The 19,388-nt window shown below is 40.5% G+C and carries 16 protein-coding genes; 8 read left to right on the forward strand and 8 right to left on the reverse strand.

The genetic code is table 11. The features are described from left to right. Nucleotides 1-11: 11 nt before the first annotated feature. The 6 genes from QUE03_RS18585 to QUE03_RS18610 all read right to left on the reverse strand — a co-directional run bounded on the left by QUE03_RS18585 (nt 12) and on the right by QUE03_RS18610 (nt 6,897). Nucleotides 12-2,315: an FdhF/YdeP family oxidoreductase gene (locus QUE03_RS18585; protein ID WP_286263467.1), complete on the reverse strand. Its 2,304-nt coding sequence runs from the start codon at nt 2,313-2,315 to the stop codon at nt 12-14. Then, on the reverse strand, nt 2,312-3,229 hold the full coding sequence (fdhD, locus tag QUE03_RS18590; RefSeq protein WP_286263469.1) for a formate dehydrogenase accessory sulfurtransferase FdhD: 918 nt from the start codon (nt 3,227-3,229) through the stop codon (nt 2,312-2,314). Before fdhD ends, QUE03_RS18585 begins: the two co-directional genes overlap by 4 nt. A 113-nt stretch (nt 3,230-3,342) precedes the next feature. Then, nucleotides 3,343-4,707: a formimidoylglutamate deiminase gene (locus QUE03_RS18595; RefSeq protein ID WP_286263470.1), complete on the reverse strand. Its 1,365-nt coding sequence runs from the start codon at nt 4,705-4,707 to the stop codon at nt 3,343-3,345. 14 nt (nt 4,708-4,721) lie between these two features. Then, a complete protein-coding gene (gene hutG, locus QUE03_RS18600) occupies nt 4,722-5,513 on the reverse strand; it encodes an N-formylglutamate deformylase (protein ID WP_286263471.1) in 792 nt (263 codons plus the stop codon). A gap of 198 nt (nt 5,514-5,711) precedes the next feature. Then, nucleotides 5,712-6,140: an META domain-containing protein gene (locus QUE03_RS18605; RefSeq protein ID WP_286263472.1), complete on the reverse strand. Its 429-nt coding sequence runs from the start codon at nt 6,138-6,140 to the stop codon at nt 5,712-5,714. Nucleotides 6,141-6,261: 121 nt separating this feature from the next. Beyond that, a complete protein-coding gene (locus tag QUE03_RS18610; protein WP_286263473.1) occupies nt 6,262-6,897 on the reverse strand; it encodes a peroxiredoxin-like family protein in 636 nt (211 codons plus the stop codon). Between the two features lie 214 nt (nt 6,898-7,111). Here QUE03_RS18610 and QUE03_RS18615 point away from each other — a divergent pair, with 214 nt between their 5' ends. After that, the gene (locus QUE03_RS18615; RefSeq protein WP_286263474.1) at nt 7,112-10,396 is read left to right on the forward strand and encodes an ATP-binding protein; all 3,285 of its coding nucleotides are present in this window, start codon (nt 7,112-7,114) and stop codon (nt 10,394-10,396) included. Between the two features lie 19 nt (nt 10,397-10,415). Here QUE03_RS18615 and QUE03_RS18620 read toward each other — a convergent pair whose 3' ends face one another. After that, complete coding sequence (locus QUE03_RS18620) at nt 10,416-11,387, reverse strand: carbon-nitrogen hydrolase family protein (protein WP_286263475.1); 972 nt, start codon at nt 11,385-11,387, stop codon at nt 10,416-10,418. Between the two features lie 137 nt (nt 11,388-11,524). Between QUE03_RS18620 and purU the strand changes: the two genes are divergently transcribed. The 7 genes from purU (at nt 11,525) to hemN (ending at nt 18,793) form a co-directional block, all read left to right on the forward strand. Next, on the forward strand, nt 11,525-12,385 hold the full coding sequence (gene purU, locus QUE03_RS18625; RefSeq protein WP_286263476.1) for a formyltetrahydrofolate deformylase: 861 nt from the start codon (nt 11,525-11,527) through the stop codon (nt 12,383-12,385). Between the two features lie 100 nt (nt 12,386-12,485). Beyond that, on the forward strand, nt 12,486-14,264 hold the full coding sequence (locus tag QUE03_RS18630; protein WP_286263477.1) for a M61 family metallopeptidase: 1,779 nt from the start codon (nt 12,486-12,488) through the stop codon (nt 14,262-14,264). A gap of 164 nt (nt 14,265-14,428) precedes the next feature. Further along, nucleotides 14,429-14,959 (forward strand): VOC family protein, encoded by a 531-nt coding sequence (locus tag QUE03_RS18635; RefSeq protein WP_286263478.1) that lies wholly within the window; start codon nt 14,429-14,431, stop codon nt 14,957-14,959. An 829-nt stretch (nt 14,960-15,788) separates the two neighbouring features. Beyond that, nucleotides 15,789-16,373 (forward strand): Der GTPase-activating protein YihI, encoded by a 585-nt coding sequence (gene yihI / locus QUE03_RS18640; protein WP_286263479.1) that lies wholly within the window; start codon nt 15,789-15,791, stop codon nt 16,371-16,373. 9 nt (nt 16,374-16,382) lie between these two features. Beyond that, the gene (locus QUE03_RS18645; RefSeq protein WP_286263480.1) at nt 16,383-16,871 is read left to right on the forward strand and encodes a DUF2489 domain-containing protein; all 489 of its coding nucleotides are present in this window, start codon (nt 16,383-16,385) and stop codon (nt 16,869-16,871) included. 113 nt (nt 16,872-16,984) lie between these two features. Continuing rightward, nucleotides 16,985-17,296: a TraR/DksA family transcriptional regulator gene (locus QUE03_RS18650; RefSeq protein ID WP_286263481.1), complete on the forward strand. Its 312-nt coding sequence runs from the start codon at nt 16,985-16,987 to the stop codon at nt 17,294-17,296. Between the two features lie 156 nt (nt 17,297-17,452). After that, nucleotides 17,453-18,793 (forward strand): oxygen-independent coproporphyrinogen III oxidase, encoded by a 1,341-nt coding sequence (gene hemN, locus QUE03_RS18655; RefSeq protein ID WP_286267918.1) that lies wholly within the window; start codon nt 17,453-17,455, stop codon nt 18,791-18,793. Between the two features lie 10 nt (nt 18,794-18,803). Here the strand turns inward: hemN and QUE03_RS18660 are convergent, their stop codons facing one another. Continuing rightward, nucleotides 18,804-19,334, reverse strand: a complete 531-nt coding sequence (locus QUE03_RS18660; RefSeq protein ID WP_286263482.1) for a DUF1285 domain-containing protein — start codon at nt 19,332-19,334, stop codon at nt 18,804-18,806. Nucleotides 19,335-19,388: the final 54 nt, after the last annotated feature.

Here is a 19,388-nt window from a genome sequence, read left to right on the forward strand (position 1 = left end):
CTTAGGTTCGCTTATAAAATACGCTTTGCCGTATCAGCAGTTTCGGTTACTACAACAGCAATTGATTTGGACGTTGGCGTAAAGCTATGATCGCCATAGCTGGCCAATGCCACTAATGGATTTGCTTCAGGGAAATAACTGGCGACATTACCGCAAGGGATATCATATGGGATCAAAGTAAAATTAGTAACCTTTCGCTCAATATCATCCGGCCAAAGCGCTACGATATCCACTTTTTGCCCCGCACTCATGGCTAAACTTTCAATATCTGTTTCGTTCATTAATAACACACAGCGTTCACCACTGATGCCACGATACCTGTCTTCAAAACCATATACGGTAGTGTTGTATTGATCGTGAGAGCGTAGGGTTTGAAGTACAAATATTTTGTTATTAGTGAGTTCTCGTTGAGACTGATTAACAATATCATCTGGCAAAGAGTGCGTCTTGATCTCCGCACGTCCGCTGGCGTTCAACCAAGTAAGCTGTGCTGCACTGTTGCCTAGATAAAAGCCACCTGCATGATTAATTTTTGCATTAAAGCCAGAAAACTCGGGTAAAACGGCGGCTATTAGATCGCGAATTTTATCATAATTGTTGCACACATCAAGCCACGCAATAGGCTCATTCCCAAACATTGCCTGCGCGATGCCTGCAATGATTGCGGGCTCTGAGCGCATATCTTTAACATCACTTTCAACAACCCCTTGTGAGGCGTGTACCATTGAGAACGAATCCTCAACTGTCACTTTTTGCGGCTCACCCGCCTGTAAATCGATATCAGTCCGTCCTAAACAAGGTAATAAAAGCGATACTTCCCCTGGATAAAGATGGGTTCGATTCAATTTAGTCGCAATGTTCACGGTAAGTTTGCAATTACTCAAGGCTTGCTGTGTTAGTTGTGTGTCTGGCGTTGCTGCTGCGAAGTTGCCTCCTAGCGCGATGAAAGCTTTACTTTCGCCATTGAGCATCGCTTCAATCGCTTGCACTACGTTGTGACCAGGTTGTTGAGGTGGGGTAAAATCAAACACCTTTTCAAGTTGATCAAGAAACGCCTGTGGTGGCTTTTCATTGATACCCATCGTTCGATCACCTTGAACATTGGAATGCCCCCTCACTGGGCAAAGACCAGCGCCTGCCTTACCTATTTGACCAAACAGTAGCTGTAAATTAGTCATTTCTTGAATGGTGGCTACTGAGTGTTTATGCTGAGTTATCCCCATTGCCCAGGTTAATATGACCTTGTCGGCTTGCTGATAAACGTTTGCTGCGTGCTTAATTTCTTGTTCAGATAAACCTGACTGAACAATAATTTTTGACCAAGCTGTATTCTCTACTTCCGCCAGATATTCATCCAACCCGGCAGTATGTTGTTCAATAAATTCAAGATCAAAAATTCCTTGTTGCTGCTGTGCAATGGCTAACTGATGTTGCGCTAATAGCGCTTTAACCATGCCTCTGACGAGCGCCATGTCACCACCAAGGTTCGGAGTAAAATACAAACTTGAGACCTCCGTCGCACTGCCGGTTAACATATCCCCCACAGATTGAGGGTTTGAAAAGCGCTCTAAACCTCTTTCCTTTAGCGGATTAAAGGTAACAACCTTAGCACCTCGTCTAGTCGCATGGCTCAAGGTATCAAGCATTCTCGGGTGGTTTGTTCCAGGATTTTGACCGAAAACAAAAATCGCGTCCGCTTGCTCAAAATCGGCCAATGTGACCGTGCCTTTACCAACTCCTATTGATTCTTTTAACGCATAACCACTGGCTTCGTGGCACATATTTGAGCAGTCCGGAAAATTATTGGTGCCAAAGCGACGAACAAATAACTGATACAAAAATGCCGCTTCATTGCTGGCGCGCCCCGAGGTATAAAACTCAGCTTGATCTGGGCGATCTAGTTTATTCAATTGCTCGCCAATCAAATCAAATGCTTGCTGCCATGAAACACTTTGGTAATGGTCTGAATCTTGGTCGTATAGCAAAGGCTCGGCCAACCGCCCCTGATCTTCGAGGAAATAGTCACTTTGCTTTTTCAGCCAACGAACCGAATGGGCTTGGAAAAAATTGGCATCGATACGCTTTGATGTCGCTTCCCAATTAACCGCTTTCGCGCCATTCTCGCAAAAACGAACACGGCCAGGCTCGTCTTTTTCCCCCCATGCACAACCGGGGCAATCAAAACCTTTATCTTGATTGGTGTTAAGCAAATTTTTAATATTCTTGGCAACGTTTTCACTTTTCAACAAATGTTTAGCAGTACTGGCCAGTGCTCCCCAACCACCTGCAGCGCCACTATATTTTTTGTAACTCATACTAAGCGAAAATCTCCACTATAAACATTGCATCGGTTCTCTTTTGCAAAGCCAATTAAGGTAATATTAAATCGCTTTGCCAAGGTTATGGCAAGGCTCGATGGCGCGCCAATGGCGACGATGACTGGAATATTAGCCATGATCGCCTTTTGCACTAATTCAAAACTGACCCGGCCGCTGAGTACAAGCACCGATTGTGCTAATTGAGTCAATACTGTCTGTTTAGATAAAATGAACTGCTCACCAATGACTTTGTCCACCGCGTTATGACGGCCGACATCTTCTTGAATCGACAGATAATTGCCATTTTGCCATAGCCCAGCACCGTGAACGCCGCCAGTTTGGGCAAAATGAGCCTGATCGTCACTGAGTAATTTAGGCAGTTCAAATACTGTTGTCAGTGATAACCAACGCTCACTTTGATCGCTCACCACAGGTTGGCGTATGGCGAGTTGTTTTACTTGCTGTTGCCCACAAACACCACAACTAGAAAAACTCATGCTTTGCCGTTCTAATTGAGGCCAATCAGGGCTGATATTTTTACTCAGCGTAACTTCGAATACATGCGGCTCAAGATGCTGCATTTCCGCGACATCAGGTATGGCAGTAATCACACCTAAGCTAAGCAACAAGCCACTAACTAGGGCTTTATCATTGCCGGGCGTGCGCATAGTTACAATTAGCGGACGACTTTTATAATTTTGTGATTCAGCATTAAACCACGAAAGCAATATTTGCAGCGGAGCTTCAACAATTACCGTATCAGGGCTAGGCGATTGAACAGTTGTTGGCCCTGATGCGCTCGCTATAAAGACCTTGCGATTGACATTATCCAATGCAAGGCTAGCACATTCAAACGTGTCGTCATCACTGCCTTTTGTTATGTGCTGATGTTCATGTTTGCTATATATCAATGTAATGCCTATTGCTGTTTCGTCAACTTGCTTAGGTTACTGATTCCCCCTAAACACAATGTTAATCTCGATAATGTCAGTATAAACCAAACACAAAAACTCAAGACACCTGGCTATGCCGATAAACGCCCCAAGAGTTGAGCAAACTGTGCTTGGCTTTGTTCAGCCAATTTATGTTGCTTGCGCTCAATCACCCATTGACCATTGACCATCACGTCATCAATGGCTGGTTGCTGACTAGCAAAAACAAGACTGTCTAACAAATGCTGATCGCTGTTGGCGTAACATGATAGTAGTTCGCTATCTAACACCAATAAGTCAGCCTGTTGGCCAATTGCAATTTCACCCAGTTGCAAACCACAACTTTGCCCACCGCCTTTAGCGGCATGTTGCCATAAATGTCTGCCGACTGAAGGCTGCTTAGGAGTTGCTAAAATAGCACGCTGCTGTTTAATCAATCGCTGAGCATATTCAAGCCAACGTAATTCTTCGACAGGGTTTACTGAGATATGGCTGTCTGAGCCAATTGCCCACGTACCACCTTCTGCAATAAATTCAGTGGAGGGAAATATACCATCACCTAAATTGGCTTCTGTCGTTGGACAAATACCCGCAATTGCGCCCTGTTTGATAATACCTTGTCGTTCAGATTCATCGATATGCGTCGCATGAATTAGACACCAGTGCTGGTCAAGCTCAATATTGTCCAATAACCATTGGACGGGTCTTTTTTGATAATGAGCTAAACAGTCGTCCACTTCTTTTTGTTGCTCAGCAATGTGAATATGGATTGGCGCATGCTCATCCAGCGCACGAACGTGACTAACCGCTTTTTCTAGTGAGGCTTTGTCGACCGCGCGTAATGAATGCGGCGCAATACCAACATTGGTATTCTCGTAGGTGTCAGTTAATTCAACGCACTCACTGACCAGCTGATTAAATTGCACAACATCATTGATAAAACGTGCTTGTCCCTCATTTGGCGCTTGCTCACCAAAACCACTATGACGATACAGAACAGGTAACATGGTTAGGCCTATGCCTGAGTTCTTCGAGGCATCAAAAATGGCTTTTGCCATAGTTGATAGCTCTGGGTAGGTTTGACCATCAATATCATGATGTAAATAGTGAAATTCAGCGACGCGTGTATAACCCATTTTTAACATTTCAATATACAGTTGTGTGGCAATCACTTGTGCGTCTTGTGCACTTAACTGTGCCAAAAACTTGTACATGATTGCCCGCCAAGTCCAAAAGCTATCTCCTTGTTCACTGCCCTGTTCACTAAATCCAGCAAAGGCGCGTTGAAAAGCATGAGAGTGGCAGTTGACCATGCCGGGAATAACAAGTGCTTTAGTTACATCACTTGTTTGACTACCAATGGGTTCGATATTCACAATTTTACCTTGTGCTATCGTTACTAACTGATCTTGTGCCCAGCCCTGTGCCAGTAAAATGTTCTTTGCATGTAATTTCATTAAAGGCTCCATCGTTATTTAGTTTGCTGCGCAAATTCAATCAGTGTTGCAACCAATTGCTTTAATTTCGGTTTTACCTGTTCCGCTAGTTCAGGCGCATACTCAAAAGTTTGCTCATTCAAGTAAGTACGTTGTGATAGCTCTAATTGTAGAGCATGAATGTTTTGCTCAGGCTGACCAAAAGCACGAGTAATATACCCACCTTTAAACCGACCATTTGTTACCTGGCTATACGGTGAATAGTCCAATGATTCCACCTGTGCTAATAAAGCACTTGCACAACTTTCACCTTGCGCCGTACCAAAATTAAAATCGGGAAGTTGGCCATCAAAAAACCGTGGGACTGTTGATAATATAGAATGGGCTTCAAGCAATACCGCTTGACCAAACTGCGCTTTGATTTCGTCTAGCGTATTGCCAAGCGCTTGATGATAAGGCTGCCAATAGGTTTCAATTCGATATTTAATTTCTTTTTCAGTAGGTGCCATACCTTCTTGATACAGCGGCGATAAATCGAATGCTGTAGTAGGACAAAGCTCTGTACTATTTGCACCTGGGTATAAGTCAATACCCTTTGGGTCACGGTTTAAATCAATCACGTAGCGGCTATATGTTGGCACAATAATGTATGCCCCCATAGCGTTAGCAAAGTCGTACAATTTGTCTTTATACCAATCTGTGTCTTCAACTTTGAGCGCTTTTGGTGTCATGTTATTTTTAATTTCAGCAGGAATTTCTTGGCCGTTATGTGGCATGCTGATCAAAAGGGGAACAGAACCCTTGATCAAGCTAAAGGTAGGTTTCATATGCTCTTCACAGATTGTATATACAAGTTGAACAGCTAATTTACCATGCCGAGGTATATCGAGGCAAACATATGTGAAGACTATAGCCATTGATCACAAAGTAAGTGTTGTTATTGTTGAACAAATGGCCTAAAAAAAAGCCCGCTAGCAATACGCTAACAGGCTTTTTCTTGTATACACAAGTTGAACTGGCTGATGCTAACCTTGAATAAAGATAGCAATCACATTCTGCTGTTGATCGCTAAGGTGTAATTGATTTTCTTTGATATCAAAATACCTTGTTTCATTTAAAGCTTTAGTGAATTGTCTCTCAAGTAACGAATATTTAGTGCAGTGTTTTCGGGTCATAGCCAATGCACCTAAAGTTAACTTTTCCTGCTCAATACTAAATATTGAAAAAAATTGATTACACCCAGCAAAGCCACTGGCTTTATTTTTTTCGTCATTAAATAGCAGAGAAAGTGGCTTACCGCCTTGTCCTTTGCTCACTTTATTACCGTTAAGTGTGGCTAAGTACCACGTTATTCCCACTAAATTTCCACTTTCTCGTGTCATTAGGGAGATATCCCCTTCTTTTTCACCTGTTGGTTCAGTATCACGTTGGACAACGCAGGCAGTTGCTGACATTAACATACCTATAATTACAACTGATCTTATGACGGCTTTCATACTCGCTTTCATTCCCTGCACACCCTCCATTAAAACTATTTTTAATTGACTCGATTACAGTGTAACGATTCTCACATCGCTATTTAACTAGTTTAGCGGCTGCAAGCAAAATATCTTGATGCAAACGCACTTTAAAATTAGGATTCACATAATTAAATTGCACTAATCCTTTACTATCAAAAACGTATATTGCAGGAGCAGGCAAGACTAAGCGCTCTTCTCCTTGTTTATTTTTTTGGAGAGGATTAGTTAGGTTCATTTTGGCAACATATCGTTGAGTAACTTTTTCCGATGCAAAAAACGCTAGTCCAAACGCTTGGCTGACCTTTGAGTTGAAATCAGACAACAGTAGATAGCCTAAATCCATTTTATTGACACTTTTTTCAATATCATTTGGTGCATCGGTTGAAATACCAATCAATTTAAACCCCATCGCTTTTAACTTGGGCTCTAATTGTTTGAGCTGGCCCATTTGTGTATTACAATAAGGACACCACCCGCCTCGATAAAAAAACAATACGGTTTTTTGATTTTTTATGAGCGATGGCAACGACACTTGTTCACCACTGGTCAACGTAGTCATTACATTTGGGATTGTTTGACCATTTAATAACGGCGTTATTTTTTCACTGGATGTAGCAATGGGTTTAGCCAAAGTTTCAAAGCTTATTGCTGACACTAAGATTAATGTTAAAAATGCAGGAAATAATTTCAAAGTTGTTTATCCTAAAAAGTGAATGACTGGTGCAAAGACCTTTAAATATTCAATTTTATTTCAGTCCGACTTTTCTTTATCTGGTTTTTATACTGAGTACTCAATATACGTTTGGACAAGCGTCATGTTTCACTGCATTATGCTAACGCTAACTATAAACTGTTTGAACTATCTTAATGGTTGCTAATAACGCGATGGCTATAGAGTAAGTTACATGTGGAATTTTTGTCGAGTATCATCATTAACTACTGTTTTTATCGCTATTGCGATGATATCGAATTTAGTCTTTGCTGAAGAATCAATTATACCTTCACCCGTCAATAACTCACTTAATACACTTGCCCAACAGCGTGTTGTCCGCATTTCGTTGCCAGATGAACAAACGTTAATAGAGAATAAAGCTGGGAAGTTTAGCTATCTAGTTAAGTTTTTGCGGGAGTTTTGGCAAATTTGGGCGATAGATTTTAATTATCGTGTTGAATTTTTATCAATGCCCAATCAAGAAGCGGCATTAGCCTTGAAAGAGGGGCGAATAGATATAAATTCAATTACTTTGCTCAATGCAGGGTCGAGTAAACACCTATTAAGTATCCCTTACGCTTTGTACAATCAACGCATTTATCGGCGATTAAAAGGAGATGAAACCAACGGCATTCAAATTGGCATTCACTCTCCAACAACAGAAACATTAGCCTTTCTTGGTTATCATATAGAGCGTTCATATTATCAGAATCTTGATAATTTATTGGATGATTATGCCTCTTATGATGCTCTATATTCAGTCAAACCGTGGGAAATGGAATTTAAACTTTCCGAGAGATTATTGAGGCAGCAATTCTATATTTCCTCTGATGAAGCGCCCAAAATCTATTTTCACGCCGCGACCCGCATATCTGATAGAAAATTAATGTATAACATTAATGAAGGATTACGACAGACCAGTAACACACAAGCAAATATATGGACAAATAAATACTTTCCAGCAAGCGAAAGTAATATCACATTGACGTTAGGTGAATATTTTACGGATTTGTCTGAATCTGAAAAGCAATATCTTATCGATCACAACCATTTAAGCTACGCAATAACCGATGAAGGATTACCTCCTTATATCATTACTAAGAGCTTCACTAATATCTCTGAACGAGGATTTTCCGTAGACTTAGTTAATTTGGTCACCAAGAAAACTGGGATTTTGTTTCGTCCATACTACGTCAAGTCTATAAACGAAGGGGTTGATCTATTGAAGAAAGGAACAATCGACCTAGCGCTTTTTGTAGAGAAAACTAAGAACCGGATAAATCACTTTGAATTTACCATCCCTTACCTTTCTTCCCATTACAGTTTGATTACTCGCGACGATTCTGCGCTTACCAACAACCTTTCAGAATTTACAAATGAAACTTTCGCGGCATTAGAAAACCATTCTTCAACGGAGATCATTAAAGAGCGTTTTCCAAATGCTGAAATTAAAATATTTGGCTCATTACAAACAGCACTAAAAGCGGTCTCTAATGGCCATGCAAATGCGCTTATCACTCACTCGTTAATTGCCTCTTATACAATCAAGGAGTTACAACTCTCCAATTTAGTCAGTCAACCTGCGCCGGATTTTAACGAACGAGGAAAGTTATCCTTTGCAACCAGTAAGAACAAAGGTAGCCCAAACGTGATTTCCTTATTAAACCGATCGATTAATAGCATTAGTGCCGATCAGTTCGACCACATGTACAGCAAATGGAGCGCGGCGGCACTACCGGAAAAAGATGTAAAAGAGCATGTCGACAATGCCTACCGACAAGCAAGTTATGTCCTTGGCGCTATAATCTTACTGAGTTTTTTGGTCACTTGGATTTACTTTAGACAACTAAAAGTACGCAAAAATGCACAGCGCCATGTCGAACATGCACTATCAATTGCTGAAGCGGCAAGAGCTGAAGCTGAAAAATCCGCACAAGCAAAAATTATCTTTCTGGCCCACATGAGTCACGAAATTAGAACACCGATGAATGGTGTATTGGGAATGGCAGAAGCCTTAACTTATACCGAATTAGATGACAAACAAAGTGAATTATTAAAGACCTTGCAAGGCTCAGCCGTAAATTTACTGGCATTACTCAATGATGTTCTTGATTTTTCGAAAATGGATGCAGGAAAACTCACACTAGAATCTATGCCTGTGGATTTTAGCAAGCTGTCAACAAACATCATTAACAGCTTTAGCCATCATGCTAATAGAGAGAATGTACAATTAAAACTGCGGATTGATGATCGCATTAATCAATCTTACTTCACTGACCCTACTCGATTAACTCAAGTACTCAACAACTTGATCAGTAATTCATTAAAGTTTACGGAACAGGGCTTGATTGAGTTATCAATCACTCTAATTGAACAACAAAGTGCTGACAATGCCAATTACGATACGCTACAAATTGCCGTTAAAGATACGGGGATTGGTATCGCAAAAGACAAACAAGCACTGTTGTTTACTCCGTTCATACAGGCGGATAACAAAGTTACGAGAAAATTTGGCGGTACGGGACTTGGCTTAAGTATTTGTCAAGAAATCGTCAATGCTATGGGCGGCAAGATCACACTAGAATCAGAAGAAGGAGTTGGCAGTAAGTTTCATTTCACGCTCACATTCAAGCGAGCAGACTTTGAGGTGAAAAGTGATGACAGACGCAAAAAAGAACGTAGTAACAATGCCATTGATGACAACAGATTCAGCGGTATTCGTGTTTTAGTGGCAGAGGACAATATAGTCAATGTGACCGTGATCACTGCTCAATTAGCAAGGCTTAACATTATCGCCGATGTCGCCGAGGATGGAGAACAAGCTCTGAACATGCACAGAGAGAATCCTTACGATATCATTATATCTGATTGCCATATGCCTGTAATTGATGGCTTCGAGCTTGCCCAAAAAATAACTTCGTCTCCTTCAAATAGAGCCATTTGGCTAATTGCCGTTACCGCTGATGCGCTCAGTGGTAGCGCTGAAAAGTGTTTAGCTTCGGGTTTTGACGACTACTTAGCCAAACCGTGCCCACAAGATGAAATAGACAATAAAATGCATCATGCTTATCGCCAGTTAATGAGGCGAAGAGCATCAATTGCCATGACGAATAATGTCATGAAGAGCTTTAAGCTTTTTATGCCGCAATTGCTACTCAAAGAGAATGATCACGATATAGTACTAGCGAAAAGTTTCGCGTCTATTTTTGCGCAATCATGGCAACAAGATAAACAGCAACTACTCAAAGCGCTTATCGCGCTTGATTACGCCAATATTCACGCCATAACCCACAAATGCAAAGGTGGAATGCGATATTTATGTTCAAACCAATTAAACGAAGATGCTCAATCAGTAGAAAAATATGCACAAGCACAAAATAAAGCAGCAACAAAAGCTGCAACATCGCACTTTGTCGAACAGCTCGATTTGTTAGTATCTGAAATTCGTCGCTGGTTAGTTACCTTGGACAACGAGTAATGATGTTTCTGGGTTACCACTAAGTTTTCTCTATGAATTTAACCGTAGATTGTCTTTTGCGATTAACGTGGAGCTCAGTTACATCAGGCCTTGAATAATGCCCGACCGGATCGAAATTTTGTCGCTCTTCTCTTACTTTCACATGATCAATAACTGCTGTATACAAGCCTTCTTTACCGATTTGTGGCTCAATCAACCAGTTTCCATCTGGACCAGCAAGACACGACGCCCCGTTTGCTAGGTAATCAGTATTGATTGCTGCCATAATATCGTCTACATGCGGCGTATGCTCAGGAATGTCAATCGGGCGCATCAGCCCCGAAACCGACATCACATATGAACGTCCCTCTTTAGCCATAAAGCGCGTTATATCATGGGTATTGTGTTCACCGCCTGGCCATATTGCCACGTGTAAATCTTCACCCAATCCATAAAGTGCAGCACGTGGTAATGGCATCCAATTTTCCCAACAGTTTAAACCACCAACGGTGAAGGCCCCCAATTTGTGCACTCGTAAACCGTGTCCATCACCTGGTGACCAAGCGAGTCTTTCTTCGTAAGTGGGCATTAACTTACGATGTACCGATTTAATTTCCCCCTTGTTGTTGATGTAAACCATTGAGCAGTAAAGACTATGGCCACCACGATCGGTCGCCCGTTCAATTACCCCTAAATATAGTGCTATTTGAGTTTCTGCAGCCGCCCGACAAACAGGCGTTAAATCACCAGCTTCAATATTAACGGCTTGATTCACATAATGAGCATGCAAACGTTTTTGATCCGGAGCATTAAAGCGAGCACCGTGCGTTAATTCAAGCCAAAATGGATAACCTGGCACAAGCGCTTCGCCAAAGGCAATCAACTGGCAGTTAAAGCTTTCCGCATGAAAAATCATATCTACTACTTTGTCTAACGTGGCTTCTTTGCTGAGCCATACAGGGGCAATTTGAGCCAATCCTACAATTAGGGTATCCGCACTCGTTACGTTCATCCGTTCTACCTTATAGCGTTAAATACTAGACCTTTCGTATGATTTGCTGGCAGTATGGACAATTGACAGTAAATCAACGGCATATGCCTAACCTTACTGTGTAAGAATTAGTCATACAAATTTTTTGAGTAGAAAATATGCAACCAAGTAATCACTACGTTCTAACATGGCAATGCCCAGACACTTCGGGTGTTCTCGCTAAAATTACCCAAAATTTATTCGAACATGGTGCATTTATTACCGAAACAGCCCAGTACAGTGATCCTTATACGGAGTCTTTTTTTTCACGTATAGCCTTTGACGATCGTTCACTTAAAGTCAGCATTGATGAATTTAGGGAAGGTATAGACAGTCTTGCAAAGCCATTAAATATGGAATACCAACTCACCAATCGGGCAAATTTACCTAAAGTGTTGATCGCCGTTTCACAATACGATCACTGTTTGGTGTCATTACTCACTAAATGGAAGGCCGGCGCTCTCCCTATTGATATTATAGGTATTGTTTCTAATCATGAAACCTGCCGGGAACTAGCAAATTGGCATGGCGTCGATTTTCATTACTTGCCAATTACCAAGGCAACCAAAGCACAACAAGAAGCTCAACTGTTGGCCCTTATCGAACACACGGATACCGATTTGTTAGTGCTCGCAAGGTACATGCAAATTTTAACAGATAACCTGTGCCAACAATTGAAAGGGCGGGCCATTAATATTCATCATTCATTCTTGCCAGGGTTCAAAGGTGCGAAGCCTTACCACCAAGCACATGCAAGAGGGGTTAAAATAATTGGCGCAACGGCGCATTATGTTACCGCTGATTTAGATGAAGGACCCATCATTGTTCAAGAAGTCAAACCAATCAACCATACTTTTACCATCGAGCAAATGGTGCATTTGGGTCATGATCTTGAAGCGACTGCGCTCAGTCATGCGGTGAAAATGCACGCCGAGCAACGAATATGCTTAAATGGTGATAAAACTGTGATCCTTGTTTAAATTAATACTTCGATGCTGTTGCCATAAATTCTAATGTTTATACTGGCAATTCCACGCCCCTATACGGATAATAATCAAAACACGTTATTATCCGTATTATATGAGCCATATCCAATATTCCATCGTTCCATCGACACCTAACAGCCACTTATTCTCGGTAAGTTTGTGCTTTGACACCACGGTTAATGAGACCTATACGCTAGCCTTACCTGCATGGTTACCTGGCAGTTATATGGTCAGAGATTTTGCTAAAAATATTGTCGAAATCTTCGCTGTCGATAGTAAAGGAAACGCATTGCCGTTAAACCAAACAGATAAGCAAACTTGGCAAATAACAGCTATCGATGAAAAAACAGTCGTTGAATACCAAGTATTTGCATTCGATTTATCTGTTCGCAGTGCATACTTAGACAGTGAACGAGGTTTTTTTAACGGCAGTTCGACATTTTTAGAAGTCAAAGAGTTGAAAGACACACCTTGTCATTTGTCCATTAAACCAGCAATTGATAAGCCAAATTGGCGCGTTGCGACGGGTTTAAACAGGTCATCTACAACAGATAAATTTAGTTTTGGCGAATATATCGCCGATGACTATCAGCAACTAATAGATTGTCCTGTTGCAATTGGTGAATTCGACTGTACAGAGTTTGTTGTTGAAGGTGTTACACACCATTTAGTCTTTACTAGTGCACATTATGGCGATGCTGCACGATTAGCCCGAGATGTCGCTAAATTGTGTCAGCATCACATCAATCTATTTGGTGAAGCTCCTTTTAAAGAATATTGGTTTATTACCCATTTACTTGAGAGTGGATTCGGCGGACTAGAACATAAAAACTCCACCATTTTACAAGCAAGTCGATTTGATTTACCAAATCCACAAAAACCAACCGAGTTATCTGATAATTACAAAACATTCTTAAGTTTATGCTCCCACGAGTATTTTCATGCGTGGAATGTCTGTCGTATCAAACCAAAGGAACTCACCCCTTACGATTTAAGTCAAGAGGTGTATACCGAGCAACTTTGGGCATATGAAGGTATTACTTCTTATTATGATGATTTCTCTTTGTATCGTACCGGTATTATTCCATTTGAAGACTATTTAGCTTTATTAGGTAAAACAGCAACAAGAGTGTATCGCGGTAAGGGCGAGACAAAACAAAGCGTTAGCCAGTCGAGTTTTAACACTTGGAACAAGTTTTACAAACAAGGGCCGGATGCAGTAAACAATATTGTCAGTTACTACACCAAAGGATCACTGATCGCCTTATGGCTTGACCTCACCATTCGTCAGCACTCTGCGGGCAGCTATAGTTTGGATACCCTGATGAAAGAATTGTGGATTCACTTTGGCCGTCCGAGCATTGGTACGCAAACGGAAGACTTCGTTAACATCGCTAATATTCTTTGCAATAAAGACATCAGTGACTCATTTAACGAGTTGTTGCACAGCGCACACAAGTTGGATTTAAGCGATATGTTAACGACGGTGGGAATCAAGGTTAATCACGTAAAGTTCAAAAAACTAAACGGTTTAGAGACAATTAACAGTAGTGGTTATCAGCCCTTTTTAGGCGCTCAATATCAAGTGAAAAATACAGGACTAAAGATTTCCAGTGTTCAAGAGGATTCTCCCGCCGCACTCGCAGGTTTGGCCGTAGGCGACTTATTATTAGCGGTTAACAACCTAAAAGTAACGGACAGTTCACTTCAAAAATTGGCTGAGCATCTGCCAGAAAATCAGCTAGTCGACTGTGTTTATTTCAGAGATGACCAGTTAATGCAAACACAGCTTGCCTTTATCGACTGTCCTGCGATAGGCATAGCATTTGAAGTTACAGATCAAGAACTAGTCAGCAAGTGGCAGCAGCACTAGGGGTTGACATAATAAAGCACTGCAGTTGTACATTTTTTGATACAGCTGTAGTGAATCAATGACAACCAAGGTCTAAGAGTCTTCTGGCGAAATATAGTGACCTTCAACGCTTTGTGTTAAAAATAACTCATCGAATTTTGCATTTAAACGAAACAATATTACTTATGATTAACTTAAAACGCATCCATCATGTTGCATATCGTTGTAAAGACGCTAAACAAACCACTGATTGGTATAAAGAAATGTTGAACATGGACTTAACGGTAGCCATCGCTGAAAACGAGGTACCATCAACAAAAGCCCCTGATCCTTATATGCATATTTTCTTAGATGCTGGTATGGGTAATGTTTTAGCATTTTTCGAAATTCCCAATTCTCCAGACATGGGGCGAGATGAAAATACACCAAAGTGGGTACAGCATATCGCCCTTGAGCTTGGTTCAATTGAAGAATTAATAGCGGCTAAAGAAGAGCTTGTTGCTAAAGGACTTGATGTTTTAGGCCCGGTGAATCACGGGGTATTTAAATCCATCTATTTCTTTGATCCTAATGGTCATCGCCTAGAACTTGCTGCTAATACGGGTACTCCAGAGCAATACGATGAATTAAAACGTGTTGCTTCGATCATGGTAGAAGAATGGAGCCAAACTAAACGCGCCCCAAGACATGCGGCTTGGTTGCACGAACAGGACTAAAACAAGCACACTTGTAAATTAGAGCCAGTCCGCTGGCTCTAATACCTTATAACACTCTATCAGCCATTCTCTACTTTCCCTTAATTGAATAAGTCACATTGGTCTTAATTGATGATGCTATTGCTAGATCAATCTCTTTTGCAAACCCGAAATTAATTTGCAAAATTGTTACACTTGGATTTATAAACGATAAATTTCGTACAAAAAACCAACTTTTATCTGTACTACTATTGCTATTATTTTTGTAAGACATTGACCATAAAAAATATATAAGATAACTATTTTTTGAATTAAAAATGCGATTATTACAAACAAAAACAAACATCTATAAAAACACTCTTCTTTATAGAAAAATTATTTTACATTTAGTGCTTGTAGCTAAACCTCAGTTGGGTAAAGTAATTGCAGCTGTTTAGGCAGTAAAAAATAAGGACTCCAGCACAGCTGGCTTGCACTGGAAGCGAGATGTCATAATTGCATGACGCAATGAAAATACGGATGATTTACTCATTTATCAGGATGATAAAATATTGGTCCGGGAGGACAAGTAAGGATAGCCCAAAAAAGTGTTAGGATGACCAAAAACAAAAAAAACACGTATGGAAACAACATTAAAAAAATAGGAACTTGTCAGATACAACAGGGATTGTGCTAATCGGTAGGATGCCAATTTAAGAATCGGAATTAATTGTTGTAACAAAGTCACAACGAGTATCCAAGAGCGATGGGGTTTCCCATCGCTTTTTTCTTGCCTGAAAAATATTCAACAAGCACTTTTGCTAAGATTCACGTAAAATAGAGTTATTGTAAGAAAATAAATTTTTAAATCATGACTCGTTCGAAAAAAAGTAGAAATCCCGGTGTTGGCTCAAGCGGAGCACCAAAACCAAAACTAGATAAAGCCTCGTTAGCAAAATTGCCTGACAGAAAACCGAAAAAGAAAAACGGTAAAATCGCCGGTAATCGTCAGCAAGAAGCGGAAAAGAAATCCAACGCTCAGCGTCAAAATACGCAAGCCAAAGATCCGCGACTGGGTAGCAAAAAGCCGATTGTACTGACCAAAGCCGAAGTGCCAGCTGCTAAAACTACCAAGAAGCCCGCTAAAATTAAACCAATTGCAGCAGTTCGAACTGTCGAACCGTCAGTTGATTTAGAGAGGCGCTTACATGAGATTGAGCAAGATGAGAAGTTACTTGCCATTATCGAAAAACAAGATGAAGACATCGCCTTAAGTGAAGAAGAAATTGAACACTTTAATCTTTTAATGGATGAACATGCCTCTTTACAAGAAGCATTAGGCATTGAAGAAGATGAAAAAACGCATGAACAACATCAACCCTCATCTGAAGAAGATCTGTGGAACAAACTAGACCGCAGTGACTTTTCCAACTTTGAGTTTAACGAAGACGAGTAAGGGTTAGTGGTGTTAGAAAATAACTGGTTTTATTTGGCAATTGCTGGTGCACTCATTATTGTGGCGTTAGCGCTTTATGCTGGGAAGTTGTTAATGTTGGTGAAACAACAAACAAAGCAACAGCAGGCGGCACAAGCAGCGCACCAAGCACAAATGTATGCCAACGACGTTAAGATATATGACAGTGTCATAATTATTACGCGTGCGATGAAAGAGCAGCAATGTGATTACAGTGAAGGAAGTTGGCGTATCAGTGTTTTACTGGATTCACTTCAAACAACAAACAACCTAGATCAGAAATTTCCTGCTATATTTGAGTTATACAACAGCATAAAACATTTATCGATATTAGAAGATCGTAAATCGCTTTCTAAGCAGCAACGTATGAAACAAGATGTTGAACGTTTAAAACTTGAAGCCGATTTATCAGCACGTATTGACGAAGATCTTATAACTCTTCATCAATTTGCCGAACAACAAAAAGGCACATTAACTTAGCGCTCTTCTAATTGAATTTTCCTAGGCTTAATCAACCCACTGTTGTCATTAAGATCTTTATTGATTAACCCTAGGAGTTCGTGCCTTTAGGCTGAATTTTGCAGGAGTCTGTTATGTCTTTACAGTTAAAATCACAGTTCACTGATCGCATCATCGAGTTGCAAAAACGCATAGACTCGATTCATCAAGATTTTGCGGGCGGGCGCAATGCTGACTGGGCAGAACAGGCAAGAGAGCGTGAAAACGACGAAGTGCTCAATGCTTTAGAATCTGAAGCAAAGGTAGAAATTCAGTTATTATCCAACGCCATTAAGTGCATAGAAAATGGAGACTATGGTATTTGCCAAGCGTGTGGCGAAGATATCGCCAAACAGCGATTAGCGGTGCAACCCTCAGCTATTAAGTGTATCAACTGTGCAGATTGAATAAAATTCGGATTATTTGTTTAATTTGAAATTATTTTTATGAATTTGCCCAGTATTTGCGCAGGATCAATACAAACACCGTATTGGCTAGGTATTATCTCTCCCGAATAAAAGTAGGGATTTATGATGCAAACAAAAGAATTTTTCGACGCCAATTTGTTAAAAAAATATAACACTAGCGGGCCACGTTATACCTCTTACCCGACCGCGTTAGAGTTTAATGCTGATTTTTCAGAGCAAGCACTGGTTACCGCCATTGACGACTCGCCAAATCGCAATTTATCTTTGTATGTACATATCCCGTTTTGTCACAGCTTGTGTTACTACTGTGGTTGCAATAAAGTCATTACGCGTCACCGCGATAAAGCCGATATTTACCTTGATTACTTAGCACAAGAGATTATTTCTCGCGCTCCTCTATTTAAAGGCTATACAGTTAATCAGCTGCACTGGGGGGGGGGTACACCGAGTTTTCTAACTCAAGCGCAAATGACCAAATTGGTCAATACACTCAAAGAGCATTTTCATTTTGCACAAGAAATGGAAATGAGCATTGAAGTTGATCCGCGTGAAATTGAATTAGATATGGCCAACCATCTCTATGATTTAGGGTTTAATCGTATCAGTATTGGCGTACAAGATATTGATCGCAAAGTACAAGAAACAATCAATCGCGTACAATCGACTGAATTCATCGAACAATTAATTCACCGAGCAAAAACAGTCGGCTTTAAGTCAGTCAACGTCGACTTAATTTACGGTCTGCCGCACCAAACACCAGAAACATTCGCCAAAACATTGGATAAAGTGATAGAAATCGATGTCGACCGCATTTCCCTGTTTAGTTATGCTCATTTGCCAAGCCGCTTTGCCGCACAGCGTAAATTACGTGATGAATGGTTGCCAAGTACTGATCAAAAATTTGCATTAATGCGTCAAGCCGTAGAAACGCTTTGTGATAACGGCTACGACTTTATTGGCATGGATCACTTTGCTAAACCCGACGATGAATTAGCTATCGCACAACGTAATGGTGTATTACACCGTAATTTCCAAGGTTACACGACACGTGAAGAAAGTGATTTATTGGGTCTAGGTGTATCTTCAATCAGTAATATTGGCAATAGTTTCAGCCAAAATGATAAAGATTTACAAACTTACTACCGCGCGGTTGATGCACGTGGCAATGCCTTAGAAAAAGGGCTGACTTTGAACACAGATGATGTAATTCGAGGCTATGTAATTAAATCATTAATGTGTAATTTGTACTTGGACAAGAAAGAAGTAAATAAAGCGTTTAACATCGACTTTGATCAGTACTTCGCTGAAGATATCCCATCACTAACGACCTTTATCAATGATGGTTTGTTAGAGAATTCTGCCAATGAAATTATTGTTGCACCGAAAGCTCGTTTATTGATCCGAAATATTTGTATGACCTTTGATGCTTACATGAAAAAGCACTTGAACCAACAACGATTCTCTCGAGTAATATAAACCTTACAACTTATATCTCTCCCAACGTATAAAACTGACCCGCACTTTGAAAAATAAGTGCGGTACCAGTTTCACTAGGAACTTCTTTTACAATATCCACCCATTGGTAATACACATTACGGTGCACTTTGGCCTCTAAATTCCGCCTTACCGTCACGTAGAGTTGCCCATTGTTGTCTAACCGCATTCTATGATCTGGATTTAACGCAAATTCATCATCAAGATTAGTCGCAACTATAATAGTTTCCTGACAGTCGTCTTGCCACTGCCATTGCGTTAATACAAAAGGCGCATCTTCAACCGTAATTTTAATTTTTTCTACTGGTGTAACTAAAAAGTACTCGTCATTTTCTTTTTTAATCACTGATGCAAACAATTTGACCAATGACATACGTTTGAATATGGAGCCATTGTAATACCAACTGCCATCGGCCTTGATGACTATATCCATTTCACCACAATACGGCGGATCCCACAATTCAACAGGCGGTACCTTATTCTCATGCCCTGTTAACTGTCCAATAATGCTATCTAATGACATTTTTCAACCTAAAAGTTACACCCATACTTCGATTCTAACAATTATTAGCAAGAT

The organism is Thalassotalea atypica (assembly GCF_030295975.1).
Lineage (GTDB): Bacteria > Pseudomonadota > Gammaproteobacteria > Enterobacterales > Alteromonadaceae > Thalassotalea_F > Thalassotalea_F atypica.